Source organism: Herbidospora sp. RD11066 (assembly GCF_054661255.1).
This window is the reverse complement of sequence record NZ_BAAGDO010000009.1, coordinates 223291-244839: the sequence shown is the minus strand read 5'-3', so window position 1 is coordinate 244839 and position 21549 is coordinate 223291. Positions and strand designations below refer to the sequence as shown.

Annotated in this window: 21 protein-coding genes; 6 read left to right on the top strand and 15 right to left on the bottom strand. The window is 69.3% G+C overall.

The features are described from left to right. Nucleotides 1-4 precede the first annotated feature (4 nt). The 6 genes from ACYQ78_RS30715 to ACYQ78_RS30690 all read right to left on the bottom strand — a co-directional run bounded on the left by ACYQ78_RS30715 (nucleotide 5) and on the right by ACYQ78_RS30690 (nucleotide 7126). Entirely contained in the window at nucleotides 5-1273 is a 1269-nt protein-coding gene (locus ACYQ78_RS30715) for a hypothetical protein (RefSeq protein ID WP_459804447.1), read from the bottom strand. Between the two features lie 21 nt (nucleotides 1274-1294). After that, nucleotides 1295-2113, bottom strand: a complete 819-nt coding sequence (locus tag ACYQ78_RS30710) for a class F sortase (RefSeq protein WP_459804446.1) — start codon at nucleotides 2111-2113, stop codon at nucleotides 1295-1297. 7 nt (nucleotides 2114-2120) lie between these two features. After that, a complete protein-coding gene (locus ACYQ78_RS30705; protein WP_459804445.1) occupies nucleotides 2121-3014 on the bottom strand; it encodes a hypothetical protein in 894 nt (297 codons plus the stop codon). A gap of 118 nt (nucleotides 3015-3132) precedes the next feature. Next, nucleotides 3133-4257, bottom strand: a complete 1125-nt coding sequence (locus ACYQ78_RS30700; protein WP_459804444.1) for a hypothetical protein — start codon at nucleotides 4255-4257, stop codon at nucleotides 3133-3135. 23 nt (nucleotides 4258-4280) lie between these two features. Next, nucleotides 4281-5705: a class F sortase gene (locus ACYQ78_RS30695; protein ID WP_459804443.1), complete on the bottom strand. Its 1425-nt coding sequence runs from the start codon at nucleotides 5703-5705 to the stop codon at nucleotides 4281-4283. Then, entirely contained in the window at nucleotides 5705-7126 is a 1422-nt protein-coding gene (locus ACYQ78_RS30690; RefSeq protein WP_459804442.1) for a hypothetical protein, read from the bottom strand. Before ACYQ78_RS30690 ends, ACYQ78_RS30695 begins: the two co-directional genes overlap by 1 nt. 156 nt (nucleotides 7127-7282) lie before the next feature. Here ACYQ78_RS30690 and ACYQ78_RS30685 point away from each other — a divergent pair, with 156 nt between their 5' ends. The 4 genes from ACYQ78_RS30685 to ACYQ78_RS30670 are packed head-to-tail and all read left to right on the top strand — an operon-like array spanning nucleotide 7283 to nucleotide 10369. Continuing rightward, nucleotides 7283-8428 (top strand): acyl-CoA dehydrogenase family protein, encoded by a 1146-nt coding sequence (locus tag ACYQ78_RS30685; protein ID WP_459804441.1) that lies wholly within the window; start codon nucleotides 7283-7285, stop codon nucleotides 8426-8428. Nucleotides 8429-8467: 39 nt separating this feature from the next. After that, on the top strand, nucleotides 8468-8632 hold the full coding sequence (locus ACYQ78_RS30680; protein WP_459804440.1) for a hypothetical protein: 165 nt from the start codon (nucleotides 8468-8470) through the stop codon (nucleotides 8630-8632). Then, complete coding sequence (locus ACYQ78_RS30675) at nucleotides 8629-9543, top strand: hypothetical protein (RefSeq protein WP_459804439.1); 915 nt, start codon at nucleotides 8629-8631, stop codon at nucleotides 9541-9543. The genes ACYQ78_RS30680 and ACYQ78_RS30675 overlap by 4 nt, the downstream gene beginning before the upstream one ends. 1 nt (nucleotide 9544) lies before the next feature. After that, nucleotides 9545-10369 carry a hypothetical protein gene (locus ACYQ78_RS30670; RefSeq protein WP_459804438.1) on the top strand — a complete coding sequence of 275 codons (825 nt, stop codon included), beginning with the start codon at nucleotides 9545-9547 and terminating at the stop codon, nucleotides 10367-10369. Here the strand turns inward: ACYQ78_RS30670 and ACYQ78_RS30665 are convergent. The 5 genes from ACYQ78_RS30665 to pdxH form a co-directional block, all read right to left on the bottom strand. After that, nucleotides 10344-11078, bottom strand: a complete 735-nt coding sequence (locus ACYQ78_RS30665) for an alpha/beta fold hydrolase (protein WP_459804437.1) — start codon at nucleotides 11076-11078, stop codon at nucleotides 10344-10346. The two genes, ACYQ78_RS30670 and ACYQ78_RS30665, sit on opposite strands and share 26 nt — an antisense overlap. 38 nt (nucleotides 11079-11116) lie before the next feature. Continuing rightward, entirely contained in the window at nucleotides 11117-13387 is a 2271-nt protein-coding gene (locus ACYQ78_RS30660) for an ATP-binding SpoIIE family protein phosphatase (protein WP_459804436.1), read from the bottom strand. 42 nt (nucleotides 13388-13429) lie between these two features. After that, complete coding sequence (locus tag ACYQ78_RS30655) at nucleotides 13430-14128, bottom strand: metal-dependent transcriptional regulator (protein WP_459804435.1); 699 nt, start codon at nucleotides 14126-14128, stop codon at nucleotides 13430-13432. 114 nt (nucleotides 14129-14242) lie between these two features. After that, nucleotides 14243-15481, bottom strand: a complete 1239-nt coding sequence (locus ACYQ78_RS30650) for an MFS transporter (protein ID WP_459804434.1) — start codon at nucleotides 15479-15481, stop codon at nucleotides 14243-14245. 141 nt (nucleotides 15482-15622) lie between these two features. Then, on the bottom strand, nucleotides 15623-16261 hold the full coding sequence (gene pdxH / locus ACYQ78_RS30645) for a pyridoxamine 5'-phosphate oxidase (protein WP_459804433.1): 639 nt from the start codon (nucleotides 16259-16261) through the stop codon (nucleotides 15623-15625). A gap of 171 nt (nucleotides 16262-16432) precedes the next feature. Here pdxH and ACYQ78_RS30640 point away from each other — a divergent pair, with 171 nt between their 5' ends. Both ACYQ78_RS30640 and serC read left to right on the top strand, forming a co-directional pair. Then, nucleotides 16433-17536: a citrate synthase 2 gene (locus ACYQ78_RS30640; RefSeq protein ID WP_459804432.1), complete on the top strand. Its 1104-nt coding sequence runs from the start codon at nucleotides 16433-16435 to the stop codon at nucleotides 17534-17536. 149 nt (nucleotides 17537-17685) lie between these two features. Beyond that, a complete protein-coding gene (serC, locus tag ACYQ78_RS30635; protein ID WP_459804431.1) occupies nucleotides 17686-18798 on the top strand; it encodes a phosphoserine transaminase in 1113 nt (370 codons plus the stop codon). Here serC and ACYQ78_RS30630 read toward each other — a convergent pair whose 3' ends face one another. From ACYQ78_RS30630 to ACYQ78_RS30615, 4 genes are all read right to left on the bottom strand, one after another. After that, the gene (locus ACYQ78_RS30630) at nucleotides 18799-19209 is read right to left on the bottom strand and encodes a BlaI/MecI/CopY family transcriptional regulator (RefSeq protein WP_459804430.1); all 411 of its coding nucleotides are present in this window, start codon (nucleotides 19207-19209) and stop codon (nucleotides 18799-18801) included. A 60-nt stretch (nucleotides 19210-19269) separates the two neighbouring features. After that, nucleotides 19270-19902 carry a rhomboid family intramembrane serine protease gene (locus ACYQ78_RS30625; protein WP_459804429.1) on the bottom strand — a complete coding sequence of 211 codons (633 nt, stop codon included), beginning with the start codon at nucleotides 19900-19902 and terminating at the stop codon, nucleotides 19270-19272. A gap of 66 nt (nucleotides 19903-19968) precedes the next feature. Then, the gene (locus tag ACYQ78_RS30620; RefSeq protein ID WP_459804428.1) at nucleotides 19969-20733 is read right to left on the bottom strand and encodes a crotonase/enoyl-CoA hydratase family protein; all 765 of its coding nucleotides are present in this window, start codon (nucleotides 20731-20733) and stop codon (nucleotides 19969-19971) included. A 10-nt stretch (nucleotides 20734-20743) separates the two neighbouring features. Continuing rightward, complete coding sequence (locus ACYQ78_RS30615; RefSeq protein ID WP_459804427.1) at nucleotides 20744-21517, bottom strand: SDR family NAD(P)-dependent oxidoreductase; 774 nt, start codon at nucleotides 21515-21517, stop codon at nucleotides 20744-20746. Between the last annotated feature and the right edge of the window lie 32 nt (nucleotides 21518-21549).

Here is a 21549-nt window from a genome sequence, read left to right as displayed (position 1 = left end):
CTTCTCAGACGCTCCTGGGCGGCAGGAGATCGGCGGGTTCGAAGACCTGGAATCCCCAGTGGTCGACCACGGGACCGTCAAGGGCCGTCCCGAGGGCGAGCGCGACGTTGCCGGGATCGAGCATCCGCGCGTCCCCTTCGAGCTCCCCGGTGACGCTGACCGTGATCTTGACAACCTCGGTCGCGTAGGGCATCAGCCCCGCCACGGAGGCCGGAAAACGATGCACAGGCGTTACCGAAACCCGGAAGCCGCCAGCCTCGTAGACCCCATCGGACGACCAGAGCGACTTACGCGCCTTGGCCGCCTCGGCCTCAGCGGTTTCGGCATCGACGGCCTTGTCGGCGTCGGCGTCCGCATCGACCGTCTCGGCACCGGCGGCGGCTCCGGCCTCATTGGCACCGGCGTTCGCGTCAGCCGCCTTGGCGTCGGAATCCGCGTCGGCCGTCTCAGCGTCGGCGGTCGTTTTGGCGTCGAGATCCTCTGAGAGGGTCGCGGTGCCGTCGGCCGATCGGTTTCCGGCGTTCTCCGCGGCCTTGCCGGAGGCGGCTCCGGCGGAGGCCTCGTTGGCGTTGGCGTCGTCGGCTGCGGTGTCGTGCGGCCGGTCGTCGGCGCTCGCGGCTTCGGTGGTCGTCTTGGGTGCGTCGGCGGTGTCCGCGGTCTCACCGGTCCCGCTCGCGGCGTCTCCCGGCTCCCCGTCGGTCGCCGTGCCTTCTGGGGCGCTGGTGGCGTCTTCTGCCCCACTTTGGATGGATTCCGCGGCCTCTGTGGCGGAGGTGTCGTCAGAGGCTTCTGAGGCGGTCTCAGCGCTCTCGGTGGCGGTGTCCTCTTCCGTGCCGAGGATCTTGATCAGGGCCGGGGTCAGCTCCGACTCCTCGACGGCCGGGAGGTAGACCGCGTACTCCAGCTCGACGTCCTCAGCGGGGTCGTCGGCGGAGCCCTCGCACAGGCAGTAGCCGCCGAGGCGGTAGGCCAGGCCGGCCGCCAGGAGCTTGTCGTAGTAGTCGACCGGCAGCGGGCGCTCGGCCACCACGCGGTGGGCCCAGAGCTTCTCCTCGACGTCGAGGCCGAGCTTCTTGGCCAGGTCGCCGGTCAGTTCGATGCCGTCGTGGATCCGGGTCGCGGCGGCCAGCACGTCGGCGCCGTCGAGTTCGGCCTGCGGGTCGGCCAGCCGGACCAGCTCCAGGATCGCCTCCGGCTTGGTCTTGGCCGGTAGCAGAACCGTGGGGCCGGTGCGAAGACGGCCAGGTAGCAGCAGATTGGAGAGAAGACCCATGTGCCCCTCCTTACGTAGAAGTCAGGACGAGGCTAGGCGCGTCCCTGTCATCGTCGCGTAAACGATGACATTGTCTACGTAGTGACGGGTGGTGCGGTTGTATGTTCCACCACATGTGATCAATCTGAGCTCGGCCATGTCGCTGTTCCCGTACACGCGATCGGTCGGGAAGATCGTCTTGTCGGCCTGCTCGATGCCGCCGACGGTGTAGATCGCGACGGTGCCGTCCTGGCGGGTGATCTCGATCGTGTCGCCATATTGCAGTTCGGCCAGCCGGTTGAACACCGCCGGAGCGTTGGTGGTGTCCCGGTGCCCGACCACGACGGCGGGCCCGGCCGTGCCCGGGGCGGGGCTGCCCCGATACCAACCGGCCAGGTTCGTGTTGGCGAGCGGCGGCGGCTCGATCGCGCCGTTCTTGTCGAGGCCCACCGAACGGATCGGGGCGTCGATGTTCAGCTTCTTGACGACCAGGCGCTTCGGCGACGAGGGCTGGTTCATCGGCGTGATGGGCGTCAGCGGAGGCAGCGGCGCCTCCGCCGTGGGTTCGGCCTGGGTGAGCGGAACACCGGGCCCGCCGGGCCCGACCGCGGAGAGCAGGGGCTTCAGCGTCACCCGGCCGCTGGGCTGCTCACGGTATTCGTCCGGGTTGCCCAGGATGAAGACCAGGCCCAGGCCGACGGTCAGGAGACCGGCCACCGCCGCGATGATCAGCACTAACCTGACGAGCTGAGTGCCGTTCTTCTGCGGCGGCTCCGGCTGCTGCTGCCCCGGGACCTGCTGGTAGAAGACGTAGCCCTGCGGCTGCTGGTTCGGATCCTGCTGCGGGTAGTAGCCGGTCACCGCGGCCTCATCCCTGGAATGGACGTCGCCGGGACCGCATGATCAGTCCGCCGATGCCGGCGGCCAGGACGACCGCCGTGCCGGTCAGCACGAACACCCGCCCGTCGGGCCCGAGCACACCACCACCGCCGGTCGCCACACCACCGTCGGGCGTCTCGACCTGGTCGTCGTCGACGGGCACCTCGGCCGTGGCGGTCTCGGTGACGGTCCTGGTCGCCCGAGCCGAGGGGGTGGTGGACGTCGACGGAGTGGTCGACGGGGTCGTCGAGGGCGTCTGGCTGGTGCTCGCGGTGCTGACGGCCAGCGTCGCGGACGCCGGAGTCGGTAGAGGTGCCACCGTCGGCAGGGAGCAGACGAACTTGGCGGCCTCGGTGGTGGCGTTGGTCATCAACCGGAGCGTGAACGTCTTGGCCGTCAGGGTGAGCTGGGTCGTGCCGGTCGACGGAGTGATCGATGCCGTGGCCGTCGGGAGCGTCGGAAGCGTTCCGCCCTGGGAGATGGGCTGCAGCGGAGCGAGGGAGGTCGTTGGCGTGACCGTGGCGACCGCCGCCGCGCTGCCGTTGCCCTTGACCTCGATCTCTTGGATGATCTGGATCGAGCCTGTTGTCTCGATGGCCGCCAGCGCGGGCGGGACGGTGCCGCTCAGCGCCACGGTCGCGGTGAACCCGGTGTTGACGACTCCTGAGGCCACCGAGGGGGTCAGCGCGACCGTCACGTCGTAGCTCATCGGGTCGGTAGTCGTCCCCTCCAGCGTCGGAATGCAGGAGTACTTCACCGTCTTGGTATCGGCGGTGGCGTTGCCGCTGAGCATGGGGGCGAGGCCAAGAAGGAACCCAGCGCTGACCACACCGGCTGCGGCGGCCTTAGTTGCGATGCGTCGCCGTGCCTTGTCTTTCAGCACTGACTCTCTCCGTTTCAGATTCGATGACCGTTTCATGGCGGATGGGGAGATCCTAGGGACAAAGCCTGGGAGAAGGCAGGGACAACCCCTACTCTGACAACATTTAGTCAAGAATCCGTCAAGACACCACGCGTCTCCGCAGTAACAGTCCGGCGATCATCGCGGCGAGCGTGACAGTGCCTCCGGCCAGCACGAACACCCGCCCGTCCGGCCCGAGCGCCCCTCCTCCGCCGGTGGCGATCCCCCCGTTGGGGGTCTCGACCTGAGCGGTGACGGTCGCGGTGGCGGTGCGGGTGGAACGGTCGACCGGTGTGTCGGCGGTCACCGTGGCGGTCGCGGTCACCGTGCCCTTGGGCGTCGGTGTGGCGCTGGGAGTCGGGGTCGGGGTCGGGGTGGGAGTGGGGGTCGTGGTCGGCGTCGGCGACGCCACGACGGTGATCTTCAGTGCGACGGGGGCCGCGGTCTCCGGCAGGCTGCAGCCGTAGAGGTTGACATCTGCGGTGCCGCCCGTGGGCTTGACCCGCAGCGCGAACTCGCGCACGGACACCTCGAACACACCGGTCGCCTTGGGGGTGATGACACCCGTGAGCTCGGGGATCGGGTAGACGCTGGCGCCCTGGGTGACCGCCGCGCTGACCGTCACCGTAGCGTTCGCCGTCGCACCGGGGTACACCGGGGGCTGGCTCGGCCCAGTGGGGGTCGGCGTGGGGGTCGGCGTCGGAGTCGGGGTCTGGCTGGAGGACGTACTCGAACTCGGCGTCGGAGTGGGCGTCCGGCTCGGCGTCGGGGTGGGGGTTCCGCTCGGTGTCTGGCTCGTCGACCCGCTCGGGGTCGCGCTGGACGACCCGCTCGGAGTCGGCGTCGGAGTGGGGGTCGGTGTCGGGGTCGGAGTGGTCAGCGCGGGACCGGTGGCCCGCAGCACGCCGGACGCGCCGAGCTGGTCTCCGACGGCCAGCGGGGTGGGCACGGTCAGCACCGGCCCGCCGCTGGCCGTGGGTGTCCCCGGAGCCATGCTGAACGCGATCGACACGGCGCCGCTCGGAGTCGGCTGGTCAGGGCCCTTGAGGGCCACCTTCACCTGGTAGGGCGTCGCCGACTCCTCGGTGCCGATGCGGCACTCGAAGGTCGCCGTGCCGTCACTGTTGCCCGCCAGCGCGGGGAGACCGAGTAACAGCAGGGCTCCCACGGCCCCGACGCCCGCTCCGCGCACGGCGAAACGGGCACGGGTCTTCAGCATCCTCATCGCTTGCCCCCGGATACGCCCGTCTATCCGCGTACCTCGGTCAGGGTCGCGTAGACGACGATGTTGTCGGTGTAGTGATGGGTCTTCGAATTGTAGGCACCACCACACGTGATCAACCGAAGGCTTGAGGTGATGGTGTTCCCGTAGACGCGCTTGGTCGGGAAGGACTTCTTGCTGACCTGCTCGACACCGTCGACGGTGAAGACCGCCAGTTTACCGTCCGCGCGCAGGATGCTGATCTTGTTGCCGCGCTTGATGTCCCGCAGGCGGCTGAACACCGCCGCGCCCGAGCGCGTGTTGACGTGCCCGAGGATGACGGCCGGGCCCTGGTCGCCCGGGGCGGGGCCGTTCTTGTACCAGGCGGTCTCCTTCGGCTTGTTCAGCGAAGGAGTGCCGATCTCGCCGTTCTTGGTCACGCCGACGGTACCGATCTTGGCCCGGTTCACGCCGACGGCCGGAATGCTGATCTTCACCGGACGCGACGACTTGGGCGCGGTCACCTTCGGCGTCGAGTTCGACTTGGCGGGCGTCTGCGGGATCTCGACGTTGACGCCCACGCCGTCCGACTGGGCCACCGTCTGCGGCGACAGCGTCAGCGGGGCGATCGGCTGCGTGGCGGGCTGCGGCGGCGGCGCCGTCGGGTCGGCCGCGGTCAGCGGCACCCCGGGCCCACCCGGGCCCACGGTCGGCGGAATGACGTAGGAGTTGCCGGCCGACTGGATGGTGACCTCGCCGTCGGCCTGCTCGTCGGCGGGCGCGGTCGGCGAGAGCACCATCAGGAGCCCGGCCATGATCGCCACGATGCCGCTGAACGAGCCACCGACCAGGAGCGCCGTCAGGGCGCGCTTGGACATCCCCTCGGCGGGTGCCACCTGCGCGGGCACCTGGATGACGGGCACGAGCTGACCGGAGGGCGTACCGGAACCGGGAGCCCCCGGAACCGCACCCGCCGGAACACCGGCACCGGCCACCGGAGCACCCGGAACCTGAGCGCCGGGGACACCTGCACCCGGAACACCAGCAGGGGGAACCTGCGCACCGGGAACCGCACCGGCAGGAGTCGCGGCACCGGGAACCGCACCGGGCGGCTGAGCGCCCGGCACCTGGTTCATCGGCACCATCATGACCGGCACCATGCCCGGCGGCACCGAGCCGCTCGGGACCATCACGACACCGCCCGGCGGAACCGCACCGGGCGCCTCGGCGGCGGGCACGGCGGGGATGTCCGCCGCCGTGGCCTCGTCGGCGGAAGCTGCGGCGGCGGGCTCGATGGGCTTGGCCGGCGTCTCGCCGCTGTCACCCTTCACGAGCTTGTGGCCGGTCGCCTTCAGCAGCCGGTCATAGGGGTGCTGCACGATCGCGGGCCCGGAGGAGGACGCCGCCTTCGGCTGCTCCTCGCCCTCCGGCTCGGGGTCGGGCGTCGGGTAGGGGTTGCGCTTGTCGGTCATCACCGCTCCCCGGCGTGGGCCGCGCGCCTGCGCAGCAGCTTGACTCCGCTGACCATGCCGCCCAGCAGCATCAACGCGCCGAGTGCCAGCACGGCGGGCCCGGAGCCCGACCGCTCGGGCGCCTCACCCGTCGCGGCGCCGCCCAGCGGCGTGATCGCCACCTGCGCCACGGTCGGGGTCGACGTGAGCGTCACGGTCGTGGTCGCCGTGGGAGTGGGCGTGCCCAGCACGACCACCGACACGAGCGGCGTGAAGTTCTCCTGCGGCGTCGCAGGCCTCGACGTACCGGGCGTCGGCGAACCGGTCGGCGTGGTCGTGGGCGTCGTCGTCGGGGTGGTCGAGGGCGTGTTCGACGGGGTGGTCGACGGCGTCTGCGACGGGTCGGACGAGGGGTCCGGCGACGGAGACTGCGTCGTGCTGCCGCCGTCGGTCACCGTCAGCGGGATGAGCGGGAACTTCGGCTCGGGGCTGCAGACCGTGCGGTAGGGCGACTCGTTCAGGTTGTCCGCGGTGCTGGCGTACACCTTCCAGGCGTCCACGCGAGCGAACTTGTCCTGGGTCTGGTTCTTGATCTTGACGGTGTACTTGCCGTAGGGGAGCTCGGCGGCCGCGGTGTACTTCTCCAGCACGCGGCGCTCACCGGCGACCTGCCAGTAGGCGTTGTACTTCTCGGAGGCCTCGTCGGGCGGGTTGCCCTGGTCGGTGACGAGCGTGAACTCGCTCATGTCGTTCTTCTTGTCACCGAAGAGGTCGGCGCCGGTGCCGACGAAGGTGAACGTCGCCTCGTCGCCCTCGTTCTTCGCCTCGCGGAGGTCGTGGTTGTAGTGGGACTTGCCGAAGTAGGCGCCCGGGTCGTTGACGAGGTTCCAGCCCGGCCCGTACCAGTGCGAGAAGTCGCCGACCGGGGTGAAGTCGTTGTTCCACGTCGACTCGACGTCGGCGAGGTCGAGGATGATCGGGCCGACCTCGATCGACCCGGCGCCCGCGCGCTCGGCCGTCGCCAGACCGGGCGAGACCAGACCCAGCGACAGCGGCTTGCCGGTGCGCAGGTCGTCCGCCGGGACCAGGCGGGTGCCGGTCGAGTCGATCGCGCCCTGGCCGGTCCACACGCCATGGGCCTTCACCCGGGCGGTGACCGCGAGGTGGCCGCCCTTGTCGTGGTTCGGGTTCAGCGGGTCGGGGACCTTCACGCTGCGCTGCGCGTCGCCGAGCTGCCAGTTGATGACCAGCTGCTGCCCGACCGTCAGCTCCTTGGACGACAGCGAGATCGACGCCGCGATCGTCGCCCCGTCAGCCAGAGGACCGACACACTTGAAATAGTAGGGACCTTCTGCCGAACCCTGGCTGGTGCCGGGGAAGACGATCAGTGCGCCAGCAGTGGCAATACCCACCGCTCCCAGGGCGGCCAAGCGCCGACGCATCCGTTCCCACCGCATTGCCCACACTCCGAAATAGCGGCATAGCAAACCGAAGGTCGATCTTATGGGGTTAAGCAAGGCCATTGGTGGGAACGTGGCGCACTTGTGATGCGGTCCTCAGCATGTTCTCGGGACTAACAGAATCGTATTCTGGTTGTCATGGACCGAACCCTCTTCGAGGAGGAGCACGAGCTCTTCCGTGAGACCGTGCGCGACTTCATGACCCGCGAGGTCGTCCCCAACCACGGGCAGTGGGAGAAAGACGGCATCATCCCCCGCGAGATCTGGAAAAAGGCCGGTGACCTGGGCATGTTCGCCATGTCGGTCCCCGAGGAATACGGCGGCATCGGCATCACCGACTTCCGGTTCAACGTGGTCGTCATCGAGGAGATCATCAAGGCGGGCGCCAGCGGCCTGGGCTTCGGCCTGCACAACGACGTCATGGCCCCCTATTTCGTCGACCTCACGAACGACGAGCAGAAGGCCCGCTGGCTGCCCGGATTCGTGACCGGCGAGCTGATCACCGCCATCGCGATGACCGAGCCGGGCGCCGGCAGCGACCTCCAGGGCATCCGCACCACCGCCCAGAAAGAGGGCGACGACTACGTCCTCAACGGACAGAAGACCTTCATCACCAACGGCATCAACTCCGACCTCGTGGTCGTGGTGGCCAAGACCGACCCGTCGGCGGGGGCGCGCGGCACCACGCTGTTCGTGGTCGAGCGCGGCATGCCCGGCTTCGAGAGGGGCCGCAACCTCGACAAGATCGGCCTCAAGGCCCAGGACACCGCCGAGCTGTTCTTCGAGAACGTCCGCGTCCCGGCCGCCAACCGGCTCGGCGCCGACGACGGTCAGGGCTTCTTCCAGCTCATGGGCAACCTGCCGCAGGAGCGCCTGTCGATCGCCGTGGTCGCGGTCGCCGCCGCCGAAGCGGTCTTCAAGGAGACGGTCGAGTACTGCCGCACCCGCCAGGCCTTCGGCCGCAACCTCGGCAGCTTCCAGAACACCCGGTTCGTCCTGGCCGAGCTCGCCACCGAGGTCGAGATCGCCCGCCTGTTCGTCGACACCTGCGTGACCTCGCTCAACGCCGGGACCCTCACGGCGGTCGACGCCGCCAAGGCCAAGTGGTGGACCACCGAACTCCAGAACAAGGTCATCGACCGCTGCCTGCAACTGCACGGCGGCTACGGCTACATGAGCGAATATCCGGTCGCCAAGGCCTGGCTCGACGCCCGCGTCCAGACGATCTACGGCGGTACCACCGAGATCATGAAAGAGATCATCGGTAGATCCTTCGGGTTCTGAACCGATCCAAAAGAGGGCCTAAAGCTTCATACTGGGCCCATGGAAATCTCCGGGCTGATCCTGCTGGTCTTCCTGGCGTTCCTGGCCGCCTGGCTGCTGAACAAGGTCCGCCGGTTCTTCCGGCTCGGCAACATCGCCTACGCCGGCGTCATGATCGTCTTCATCATCGCGATGCTGCTGATCTGGGGCCAGACCATCAAATGAAACCCGCGTTCGACCCGGCCCTGCCCGCCGCCGACCGGGCGCTCATGGCCGCCGCCCCCGAATTCCTCCACCCGGTCCCCGGCCGCCCCCGCTGGGGTGGCCGGGTGCCCACCGACGCCTGGGCCGCGCTGCTGTCGGCGTCCTTGTGGGGGTTCCTGCCCGTCGTGATCGGCCGCCTCCAGGGCCGGTGGTGGTTCCCGCTCGGCGCGACCCTGCAGGTCGTCCAGCTCATGATCTGGTTCTTTTACGGCTTCGCCTCCAGCTTCACCATGAGCCTCGCGGTCGAACTCGTGGCATTCCTCGTGCTGCTCACCCTGTCGGGCGAATCCCCCGTCGCGAAACTGGCCCGCAAGCACCAGGGCCACTACGTCATCGACCTGCACCTGCGCGACGCCGAACTGCTGGAGCGCACCCAGAAGGCGGTCGCCGCCGTGCTCGACTCCAGCGTCAACCGGGCCGGTCTGCTCGACGACATCGCCAACACCGTCACCCTCCCCCGCCAGGAGTGGGAGATCGCCGAGACCCTGGCCGAGATCACCCGGCTGCGCCGCGAACAGCGCTCGGCCCGCAAGGGCAAGGTCACCGACCGGATCAAGGACATGCTCGACGCCCACCAGGGCGCCCTGCGGCTGGCCACCGAGTCACTGACCGGTCGCGTCGAGTCGCTGGAGGACTACGCCCTGCGGGTCATGGCCGCCGACGACGCCTACCAGGAGTGGAAGACTCTCCAAGACCTGGCCGACGACGGCGACGCCTACACCGAACTCCTGGCCCGGACGGTCCGCGACCGCCTGGCCACCGAGGAGATCGACGCCCTGACCGAGAAGGCCGCCCGGGTCGAGGCCGCCCTCCGCGACAGTGTCCGCGACGCCCGCATGGCCGGTCTGGTCCTCCTCCCGAAGGCGGGCTGAGATGCCCAAGGTCTCCCCCAGGGCCCGCCGCCTCTACGAGCGCGTCCCCGTGTGGGCCGGCGTTCTCGGCGGCGCCCTCCTGATCGCCCAGGTGATCGCCGGCATCTCCCTGGCCACGGCTTCCGGCGAGAGGCCGGTGGCGATACCCGTACAGGAGCGGGAGACCCCGGCTCCCCCCACGCCGGTCGCCCCGGCGACACCCGAGCCCGAGCCGACGCCGGAACCCGAGGAGACCACCGGCCCCGAGGCCGACCGCATCCCCGAAGGGGAGGTCGTGCAGCTCCCTGCCTTCGACGGCAAGGGCTCGAAGGTGGTCGGCACGGTCCGCGACCGCAAAGCCCGCCTCCGGTTCGCCGAATTGGGCAAGCCCTGGCAACCCGCCAAGCCCCAGCCCGAGGGCCCGATCACCGACGGCGAATACTCCACCCGCCAGACCTTCGTCACCGAGGAGTACGGCGACGACCGCCGCTGGTGGGCCGACTTCGACGTCCTCGACGACCTGCCGACACGCTTCACCCCGGGCGCCACCCTCCACGCCACGGCCGCCGCGCTGCTCGACTACAAGCAGGTCCGCAACTTCCCCGGTGGCACCACCGGCATCGACATCGCCTCCCAGCCGATCAAGGACGGCTGGCTGGTGGCCCGCGAGATGCGCATGCCCCCGAGCAGCGAAGGCCGCAAGGCCGAACGGGAACTCGCCGTCGCCGTGGCGATGGACACCGGCGCCGACGACCCGGCACTCGTCTGGATCACCATCCCCGAGACGCACAAGCGCCTGTGGCCCGACGTCCAGACGGTCGTCAGTTCGCTGCGCGTGCTCCGTTGAGGATCACCCGGGCCACCAGCTCGGGATCGTCGGTCATCGGGACGTGCCCGCAGCCCGACAGGAGGTGCACCCGCCGCTGCGCCCACCGCCCCGCCCTGACCGCCTGACGCCGGGGCAGCATCCGGTCTTTATCACCCCAGGCGATCGTCACCGGCACCTTCGGCGGTGCGGGCGGCGGCATCCAGTAGAACGCGTCGAGGGTCTCGTAGAAGCCGGGCGCGTCCTTCAGCGCCTGCCAGCCGGCGTGGAGCACCTCGTCGGACACGCGTTCGGGATGGTTCACGACGAGCCCGAGACCGGCCCGGCTGATCGGCCCCGACCGCATCGCCTTGAGCACACTTCGTAGCCAGAGCAGCTCGGTACGCGACCAGAATCCGGCCGGGGAGATCGCGGTGGCCGTCCGGCAGACCCCGCGCGAGGCCATGTCGAGGGCGAGGTAACCACCGAGGGAGTTGCCGGCGACGTGGGGTTCCTCGATGCCGAGGTCGTGCCAGAAGGCCTCGACGGCGTAGGCCAGCGACTCGGCGGTGGAGATCGTGCCCGGCGGCAGCGGCGGCGAGGCGCCGAACCCGGGCAGGTCGACGGCGATCACATCATGATGCCTGGCCAGCAGGTCGAGGACCGGCCGCCAGGCCTGCCAGTGGTGCCCGATCCCGTGCATCAACACGAGTGGCGGGCCGGATCCCGAGCGGTGGTGCACCAGCTCCATGGGTTCGAGTCAAACACCGAAACCCGGAGAAAGCCAGCTCAGCGACCGCCCACCGGGATCTCGAACCACACGGCCTTCCCGTCGGGGGTCGGCCGGGAACCCCACCGCCGGGCGAGCTGGTCGACCAGGTAGAGCCCTCGCCCGCCTTCGTCGTTCTCCCCGGCGCTGCGGATGCGGGGCAGCCGCAGGTCCTGGTCGAACACCTCGACCCAGATCGACTCGCCACCCCGGCGCAGCCGGAGCGTGAACTTCTTCTCGGGGTCGGCGGCGGCGTTGAGCGCGGCGATGCCCTCACGGCCGAGGTCGAGATCGAGGTCGACGTCGAGCTCGGGGAAGTCCCACGACTCGTCGAACGGCAGCGGCGGCCCGTCGAGCACGAGCTCGCGGCGGGGCGCGCTGGTCGAGGCGGCGTGGAGCACGACGTTGGTGACCACCTCGGAGACGAGCAGGCAGGCCAGCTCACCCTTCTCCTCGGGGATGTTCCAGCGTTCGAAGGCGTTGCGGGCCATGCGGCGCGCCTCACCGACCATGATCGGCTGGGCCGGGTAGTCGCACTCCTCGAACTCCAGCTCGCCACCGCTCGACCGGACGACCAGGATCGCCATGTCGTCGTCGATCTCACCGGGGACCGCCGTGGTCGCGACGTCGGCGATGCGCTCGACCGTGTCGTCGGCGATCTTGGAGATCTCGTCGCACAGCACCCGCACGGCCTCGTTGAGGTCACGCGGAATGCCCGACTCGCGCAGCGGGCGCCGGTCGACCAGGCCGTCGGTGTAGAGGAGCAGGGTCGCGCCCGGGGGCAGCACCCGCGTCTCCTCCTTGTAGACCAGGTCGGCGTGGACGCCGGTGGCCCGCACGCCCAGCGGCTTGCCGACGTCGCCGATGTCGAGCTCGGTGACCGAGCCGTCGACGATCAGCAGGGGCGGCGAGTGCCCGGCGTTGGCGAACGACAGCTCGCGCGACCAGGCGTCGTAGACCATGTATTGGCAGGTGACGATCGGCGGGCTGGTGACGTCGGCGCCGAAGTCGTCTTCCTCGGGCGAGGCGAGGATGCGGGTCCACTCATCGAGGCGGGCCAGGATGTCGGCCGGGGGCTTGTCATCCTGCGCGAAGGCGCGCAGGGCGGCGCGGAGCTGGCCCATCACGGCGGCGGCCTTGGCGCCACGACCCTCGACGTCGCCGATCACGATGCCGACGCGACCGGCCGACAGCGGGATCACGTCGTACCAGTCGCCGCCGACCTGGGTCTGGATGCCCTGGCCGTGGCTGGACAGCGGGGCGGCCGGGAGGTAGCGCACGGCGATGTCGAGGCCGTCGAGCTTGGGCAGGTCACGCGGCAGCAGATGCTTCTGGAACGACTCGGCGGTGTGGCGCTCCTCCTCGAACAGGAGGGCGTTGTCGACGGCGATGGCGACCCGGGTGGCGATGGCACCGACGAAGTCGCGGTCGAAGGCGTCGTAGTGGGGCGAGCGCCGGTCGGTCAGGTTGGACATCGACAGGTACATCAGCCCGAGGGCCTCGCCGCGGGCGAGCAGCGGCGCCACGATCGCCGAGGTGACCCCGATCTCGCCGTCGACGCGGGCCGCGCCCTCGCTGATCGAGGGGTAGCTGACCTGGGAGAAGTCTTCGACCAGGATGGTCTCTTGGCGGCGCAGCGCGCTGTCGGCGTAGTGGCCGATGGGATAGCGGATCTCGGAGCCGACCGGCTTCCAGGAGTCGGCCGGGGGCTGCCAGCCTGCGACGTGGGTGGAGACCTTGCGGACCAGCCGCTCGCCCTCCATCAGCTCGATGAAGCAGTGGTCGGCGAACTGGGGCACGAGCATCTCGGCGACCCGGTTGAGGGTCTCCTCGACGTAGAGGGAACCGGCCAGCCGCTCACCGATGCGCTCCAGGAGCCCGAAGCGGTCTTTCTCCCGCTCGTTGCTCTTCAGCGCCTCACGCGCGGTGATCACGATGCCCGTCACCGACCCGGAGGTGTGCCGCATCGGCACGGCCTGGGCCCGGACGTATATCAACGTGCCGTCGTGGCGGACGACGTCGAACGTCCCCTCCCACACGTTGCCCTTGAGCACGTGTTTGGCGAGCTCGACGCCCAGCGGATGATCGCGCTCCATGATGCTGATGGAGATCGTGTCATCACGCCCGTGGGCATAGCCCGGGCGGCCGAACAGCTGTTCGGCGAAGGGGTTCCAGTAAAGGACGTTGCTGAACCTGTCGGTGACGACGACGGCCAACTCCGCCTGGTCGAGTACCGCGCCAGCGGAGAGGTGGTCGGTCGTGTCCTGCGACAGGTCCCCCCAACGCTTCATCCGACGACCACTCCTAGGAGAACAGAGCTGGACCCGTGGGGATCAGCGCTTGGAGACGAAAACGTGCGCGGCGACATCACGGGAGAGCTCCGCGAGGTTGTTGTCAGCCTGTTCGTCACCAGTCACCCGCACACCGTCGTCGCTCGCCGCGAGCGTCACCTCGCGTCCGGGTTGTATCCCAACTTGCTTGAGTTTAAGCATCACAGCGGGATCGCTTTGCACTTGTTCGCTAATTCGCCGCACGACTACGGGTATATCTCTGGGCCCTGCGATGTCGGCCATAGGCGAGACCGGCTCAATTTCCGTCAAACCGGACGCGCCGAGTTCTTCCAGCCCCGGGATGGGGTTCCCGTGGGGGCAGACGGTCGGGTTGCCGAGCAGCGCCACGAGGCGGACCTCGACCTGCTCCGACATGACGTGTTCCCAGCGGCAGGCCTCGACGTGGACGTCTTCCCACGGCATGCCGATCACCTGGATCAGCAGGCACTCGGCGAGACGGTGCTTGCGCATGACGCGGATCGCCTGCTTGCGACCGGCCTCGCTCAGCGTGAGGTGGCGGTCACCCTCCACCTTGACGAGCCCGTCGCGCTCCATGCGGGCGACGGTCTGGCTCACGGTGGGACCGCTCTGCTGCAGCCTCTCGGCGATCCGGGCGCGCAGCGGGACGATCCCTTCCTCTTCGAGCTCGAAGATCGTGCGGAGATACATCTCCGTCGTGTCGATCAGGCCGTGTGCGGTCAACGGTCATCCTCCCCGGTCCTGTTCGATGCTACGACCCACAAGCGCGTTCCCGCCGACCTTACTGGTCCGGGAAAGCACCTTGGGCAACAGCCGAACGACCGAAAAGCTTCCTGGCTACGAACCGACCCGGTAATTGCGGAACGACTTCACGGAAAGCCCGACCGCGAAGACGCTCACGGCGCACAGCAATCCTCCCCCGACCCACGCCGGGACCAGCCCGAACGCCGAAGCGGTGGCCCCCGCCCGGAGATCGCCGAGCCGCGGCCCGCCGGCCACCACGACGAAGAAGACGCCCTGGAGCCGCCCGCGCATCTCGTCCGGCGCATAGGTCTGGAGGATCGTCTGCCGCCAGACCGCCGAGACCAGATCGGCGAAACCGCCGACCGCGAGCAGGGCGACGCACAGCCACAGGGGCTCGGCCAGGCCCGCCAGAGCCACGCTGAGGCCCCACAGGGCGATCACTATGGTCAGGGCCACCCCCTGGCGTCGTACGCGCCCCACCCAGCCGGAGAAGACGCCGCCGACGACCGAGCCGAGGGCGATCGAGGCCGACAGCCAGCCGAAGGCGAACTCCGAGCCGTCGAACCGCTCGGCGGCCATCTGGGGGAACAGCGCCCTCGGCAGCGCGAAGGCCATCGCCACGATGTCGACCGCGAAGCTCATCAGCACGATCGGGCTGGTCCAGATGTAGCGCAGCCCGTCGGCCACGGCCTTCGGTCCGGGGGCGGTCACCTCGCCGAGGGGTTCGAGGGCGGGGAGCCGGTAGGAGGCGTACAGGGTGGCGGTGAACAGGACGGCGTCGATGGCGTACGCGGCCGAGAAGTCGGTCGTGGCCAGGATCACCCCGCCGAGCAGCGGGCCCAGCACCGAGCCGAGACTGGAGAACAGGAAGCTCAGCGTGTTCGCGGCCGGGACGAGGTCTTTGGGGACCAGCCTCGGGACGACGGCCTGCCGAGTCGGCGAACTGACCGCGAACCCACTCGACTGGACGAAGACCGCCGCCATGATCACCCAGATGTTCTTGGCGGTGAGCGCGTTGACGAGCAGGACGATCGTGGCGCCCCACGTGCACAGCGAGCTCATCAGCAGGAGCTTCCGCCGGTCCATGGCGTCGGCGACCGCGCCGCCCCACAGACCGAAGACGACCAGCGGGACCAGGGCGACCGGCCCCATCATCCCGACCCAGAACGACGACTTGGTGATCGAGTAGATCTCGGCGGCCACGGCGACGCCGGTGAGCTGGAACCCGATGAACCCGACCGCCTGCCCGGCCAGGAGGCGCCGGTAGGCGGGGATCTTCACTGGGCGGGTGTCCGCGAAGTGCCGTTCGAGTGCCCGCCTCACCTTGCTCACGGGTGGACACCCTACTCATGGGGGAAATATCACCTATTTCCGGGTATGTCCTGGTGGCGGCCCCGCCCTTGTGGGTGGGCCCGATCCTCCCGCCCCCGGCCGACAATCTCACCCGGGCCGCGCACACCCTGTGGACAACCGTCAGGGAGCCAGGCGCTCGACCGTCCAGCCCGATCCCGCCCGGCGGTAGCGCAGGCGGTCGTGCATGCGGTCTCCGCGGCCCTGCCAGAACTCGATCTCGCCCGGCATCACCAGGTAGCCGCCCCAGAAGTCGGGCACCGGCGGATCTTCCGGCCACCGTTCCGCGAGTTCCCGGTAGCGCTCTTCGAGCTGTTCTCTACTGCGAACCACGGCCGACTGTCGTGAGGCCCAGGCGCCGATGCGGGAGCCGTACGGGCGGCTGCGGTAATAGGCCGCGGTGTCGTCGCGGGAGATCCGGTAGACGCGGCCCTCGACGCGGACCTGGCGGCTCATGGCATGCCAGGGGAAGACGAGGGCAGCACGGGGGTTCTCGGCCAGATCGCGGCCCTTGCGGGACTCGTAGTTGGTGAAGAACGTGAAACCTTGCTCGTCGGCGCCTTTCAGCAGAACTGTCCGGGCCGAGGGTCTTCCCCCGGCCGACGCCGTGGCGAGCACCATGGCATTGGGTTCCGGAACTTCCGCCCGCACCGCGTCGTCGAACCAGACGGCGAACTGCGTCATCGGGTCGTCGGCCACGTCGAGCAGGGGATCACCCTGGTAGTTGCGCCGGAGCCCGGCGAGGTGCGATGCGCTGTCCACGGAACGGTATTCTTGCGCGCTTGACAGACGTCGGACACACCAGCCCTAACCAGGGACGACGGCGTTTGGGAGGGACCGGAGGCGACCCGCCACAACCCTGGGGGTTAAATTGACCCGCCGGTATCTCGACATCAAGGCTTTGGACTTCACAAGAGAGGGAGGCGGCCGGGAATGTCCGACTTCAAACCCGGGCTCGAAGGCGTCGTAGCTTTCGAGACGGAGATCGCGGAACCGGACAAAGAAGGGGGCGCCCTGCGGTACAGGGGCGTCGACATCGAAGAACTCGTGGGCCGCGTCTCCTTCGGGAACGTGTGGGGCCTGCTCGTCGACAACGAGTTTTTGCCGGGGCTGCCCCCGGCTGAGCCGTACCCCGTTCCAGTCCACAGCGGTGACATCCGGGTCGATGTCCAGAGCGCGCTCGCCATGCTGGCGCCGGCTCTCGGCTTCCGCCCGCTGCTCGACATCTCCGACACGCAGGCACGCGACGACCTCGCGCGCGCGTCGGTGACCGCACTGTCGTTCGTGGCCCAGTCGGCCCGCGGCGTCGACCTGCCGCCGGTTCCGCAGGAACGGGTCGACCAGGCCGAGAGCATCGTCGAGCGGTTCATGGTCCGCTGGCGCGGTGAGCCCGATCCCAAGCACGTCAAGGCCATCGACGCCTACTGGGTCTCGGCCGCCGAGCACGGCATGAACGCCTCCACGTTCACCGCCCGCGTCATCGCCTCCACGGGCGCCGACGTGGCCGCGTCGCTCTCGGGTGCCGTCGGCGCCATGTCGGGTCCGCTGCACGGCGGGGCTCCGGCCCGCGTGCTGCACATGCTCGAAGGCGCGGAGAAGCTCGGTGACGCACGCAAGTGGGTGCAGAACGAGCTCGACTCGGGTCAGCGCCTGATGGGCTTCGGACACCGCGTCTACCGGGCCGAGGACCCGCGCGCGCGAGTGCTCCGTCGTACCGCCAAGGAGCTGGGCGCGCCCCGCTACGAGGTCGCGGCCGCACTTGAGACGGCCGCGCTCGAAGAGCTGCACGCCCGCAAGCCCGACCGGGTGCTCGCGACCAACGTCGAATACTGGGCGGCGGTGATCCTCGACTTCGCCGAGGTGCCCTCGTCGATGTTCACCTCGATGTTCACCTGCGCCCGCACCGCCGGGTGGGCCGCGCACATCCTGGAGCAGAAGCGCACGGGCAGGCTCGTCCGCCCCAGCGCCACCTACACCGGGCCGGCCTCGCGTTCGCTCAGCGAGGTGCCGGGCAGCTCCGAGATCACCCCTGTCTGAGGTTCTCTCATGTGAGGCTCGCGTCCGTCAGGGCGCGGGCCTTTCGCATTTCTTTGTACGCGCCCATTCCACGGTGGTTACGGCACTTCCGCATCTCAACCACTGGACCGCGTCGGAGACTGATTCGTGACCTCACTAAAGTTGGGTCCGTGGCTGACATCGTGATCCCCAATGACATCAAGCCCGCCGACGGCCGCTTCGGTTGTGGGCCCTCCAAGGTCCGCACCGAGCAGCTCGCCGCCCTGGCGGACTCCGGAGCGGCCCTGATGGGCACCTCCCACCGGCAGAAGCCGGTCAAGAACCTGGTGGGCCGGGTCCGCGCGGGCCTGTCCGACCTGTTCTCCCTCCCGGAGGGTTACCAGGTCGTCCTGGGCAACGGCGGCACCACCGCGTTCTGGGACATCGCGTCCTTCGGCCTGGTCCGCGAGAAGTCGCAGCACCTGCACTTCGGTGAGTTCTCCTCGAAGTTCGGCACCGTCGTCAAGAAGGCCCCGTGGCTGGGCGACCCGACGATCATCTCCGTCGACCCGGGCACCCACCCGCTGCCGGTCGCCGAAGAGGGCGTCGACGTCTACGCCCTGACCCACAACGAGACCTCGACCGGCGTCGCGATGCCGATCAACCGGGTCGGCTCCGAGGGCCAGCTCGTGCTGGTCGACGCGACCTCGGCGGCGGGCGGCCTCCACGTCGACGTGTCCGAGACCGACGTCTACTACTTCGCGCCGCAGAAGAGCTTCGCCTCCGACGGCGGCCTGTGGATCGGCCTGTTCTCCCCGGCCGCGCTCGCGCGGGTCGACGAGATCGCCTCCTCCGGGCGGTACATCCCCGAGTTCTTCAGCCTGCCGGTGGCGGTCGACAACTCGTCGAAGGACCAGACCTACAACACCCCGGCCGTGGCGACGCTGTTCCTGCTGGCCGACCAGCTCGACTGGATGAACGGCAACGGCGGCCTGGCCTGGACGACCGCGCGCACCGCCGACTCGGCCGCGCGGCTCTACCAGTGGGCCGAGAAGACGTCCTACACGAGCCCGTTCGTGGCCGACCCGGCGCAGCGCTCCAACGTCGTCGGCACGATCGACTTCGACGACTCGGTCGACGCCGCCAAGGTCGCGGCGACGCTGCGGGCCAACGGCATCGTCGACACCGAGCCCTACCGCAAGCTCGGCCGCAACCAGCTGCGCATCGCGATGTTCCCGGCCATCGACCCGGCCGACGTCGAGGCGCTGACGGTCTGCGTCGACTACGTGGTCGAGCGCCTCTAGTCAGTCGAGAGTAGGCGGCGGAACCCAGCCGGGCGGCTGCTCCACCTGAGCCCGCCCGGCCCGCCGCGCCAGTTCGTCGAGCAGCCGCAGGGCGTCGTCGAGATCGACGCTCTGCGCGAACCTGCTGAGCACCGGAGAGCGGTCGGGGCTCTCCGCGAGCGCGGTCAGCATCAGCTCGGTCAGGTGTTCCTCGCGCGATTTGGTGGCGCCGTAGCGGAACGCCTTGCGCTCGGCCGTGCGGAACAGCAAACGTTTTCGGACCAGCCGTTCGGCGACCGTCTGGATGGTCGTGTACGCCCACGGCTTCTCGGCCCGCTGGTTGAGCAGCGTCTGCACTTCGCGGATGAGCAGCGATTCCTTGGCGTCCCAGAGAACGTCCATGATCGCGCGCTCCAGGGGCCCCAAGTTCACGAACTCGATTCTGTCAGGATCTCCGCAGCTCGCGCCATGCGAACAGTGATCCGATCGTGTCTATTCGATGCTGGCGGGCGTGACTCGTGTCACGGACGACTTCCTGCGGCGCAGCACCCACGCGGCCAACACACCGCCGATCAATCCGAACAGGTGACCCTGCCACGAGATGCCCGCCTCGCCGGGCAGCGCGCCCCACAGGATCGACCAGTAGAGCCCCGCGACGATCACCCCGAGCACGATGTCGAGCAGCCGGAAGTCGAACAGGCCGCGCGCCACGACGTAGCCGAAGTAGCCGAAGACCAGGCCGCTGGCGCCCACGGTGAGCGTGCCGGGCGGGCTGACCACCCACACGCCGAGACCGCTGACGATGGTGATGATCAGGCTGGCGCCCAGGAACTTGCCGATGCCCCTGACCGCGGCCAGGAAGCCCAGGATCAGCAGGGGCAGCGAGTTGGCCATCAGGTGCGGGAAGCCGGCGTGCAGGAAGGGCGCGGCGAAGATGCCGGCCAGGCCGTCGGGCTCGTGGGCGATGATGCCGTAGTGGTCGAGGTAGCCGTCGCCGACGTAGTCGACGACCTCCACGGCCCACATCACGCACACGAGCAGGAGAACCAGCAGTCCGGCGCCGAGGGCTCCGGCGAGAAGGCCGCCGACCTTCTGCCGGGTGGTGGGGGGAATGCCGTCGCTCATGCCCTCACGGTACGCAGTTCTCGCCATGAACGGGCAGTTCCCCCCACGGGGTCGATCATTCCCGGATCATTCACCGCGCCAGACGGGTGCCCGCTTCTCGGCGAAGGCGGCGGCGCCCTCCATGGCGTCCTTGGAGCTGAAGATCGGGTCCATCACCGCCGACTGGCGGGTGAACATCTCGTCGAGGGGCCAGTCGATCGACTCGACGACGATCTTCTTGGTGCCGGCCAGCGACAGCGGCGCGTTCTGGGCGATCCGCCCGGCCAGCTCCTTGGCCCCCGCCAGCGCCTCGCCCTCGGCGACGACCCGGTTGACCAGGCCCAGCTCGTAGAGGCGCTGCGCCGGGTAGAAGTCGCCGGTCAGGGCGATCTCCATGGCGACGTGGTAGGGGATCCGGCGAGGCAGGCGCATCACGCCGCCCGCCGCCGCCATCAGGCCGCGCTTGGGCTCGGGCAGCCCGAACTTGGCCGTCTCGGCGGCCACGATCAGGTCGCACGACAGCGCCAGCTCGAACCCGCCCGCCAGGGCGTAGCCCTCGACCGCGGCGATCAGCGGCTTCTTCGGCGGCGACTCGGCCAGGCCGCCGAAGCCCCGGCCCGCGACGAACGGCATGTCGCCCGTCAGGAACCCCTTCAGGTCCATGCCGGCGCAGAAGGTGCCGCCCGCGCCGGCCAGGACCAGGACCGACACGTCGGAGCGGGCGTCGAGTTCGTCGACGGCCGCCGCGATGCCCTGCGCGACCGCGCCGTTGACCGCGTTCTTCGCCTTCGGGCGGTTGATCGTCAGGACGGCGACGTTGCCGTCGACCTCGACCAGAACCTCTTCGGACATGGGTTTCCCCCTACTTGGGCTGGAAGCGGATGCCGCCGTCGAAGCGGATGACTTCGCCGTTCATGTAGTCGTTCTCGATCAGCGAGCGGACCAGGTGGGCGAACTCGGCGGCCGTGCCCATGCGCTTGGGGAAGGGCACCGGCGCCGACAGGTGGGCCTTGAACGCCTCCGACTCGGGGCCGCTGCCGTAGATCGGCGTGTCGATGATGCCGGGGGCGATGGTCAGCACCCGCACCCCGATCGCGGCCAGGTCGCGGGCCGCCGGGAGGGTCATGCCGATGATGCCGCCCTTGGAGGCCGAGTAGGCGACCTGCCCGGTCTGCCCCTCGATGCCCGCCACCGAGGCGGTGTTGATCACCACGCCGCGCGCGTTGTCGGCGTCGGCGGGCTCGGTCTTCGCCATCGCCGCCGCGCCGATGCGCATGAGGTTGAAGGTCCCGATCAGGTTGACGTCGATCACCTTCTTGTACGACGCCAGGTCGTGCGGCGAGCCGTCGCGCTGGACGGTCCGGGAGGCCCAGCCGATGCCGGCGCTGTTGACCACGGCCCGCAGCGGCTTGCCGAGCGCGACGGCGGCGTCGACGGCGGCCTGTACCGAGGCCTCGTCGGAGACGTCCGTGCGGACGAAGATCCCGCCCAGCTCGTCGGCCAGGGCCTTGCCGCGCTCCTCGTTGAGGTCGGCGATGACGACGGTCGCACCGATCTTGGCCAGTTCACGTGCGGTGCCCTCGCCGAGCCCGCTCGCACCGCCGGAGATGATCGCTACACAGTTCCTCAGGTCCATACGCGGACCCTAACCAAAGAACCGAATGAAGT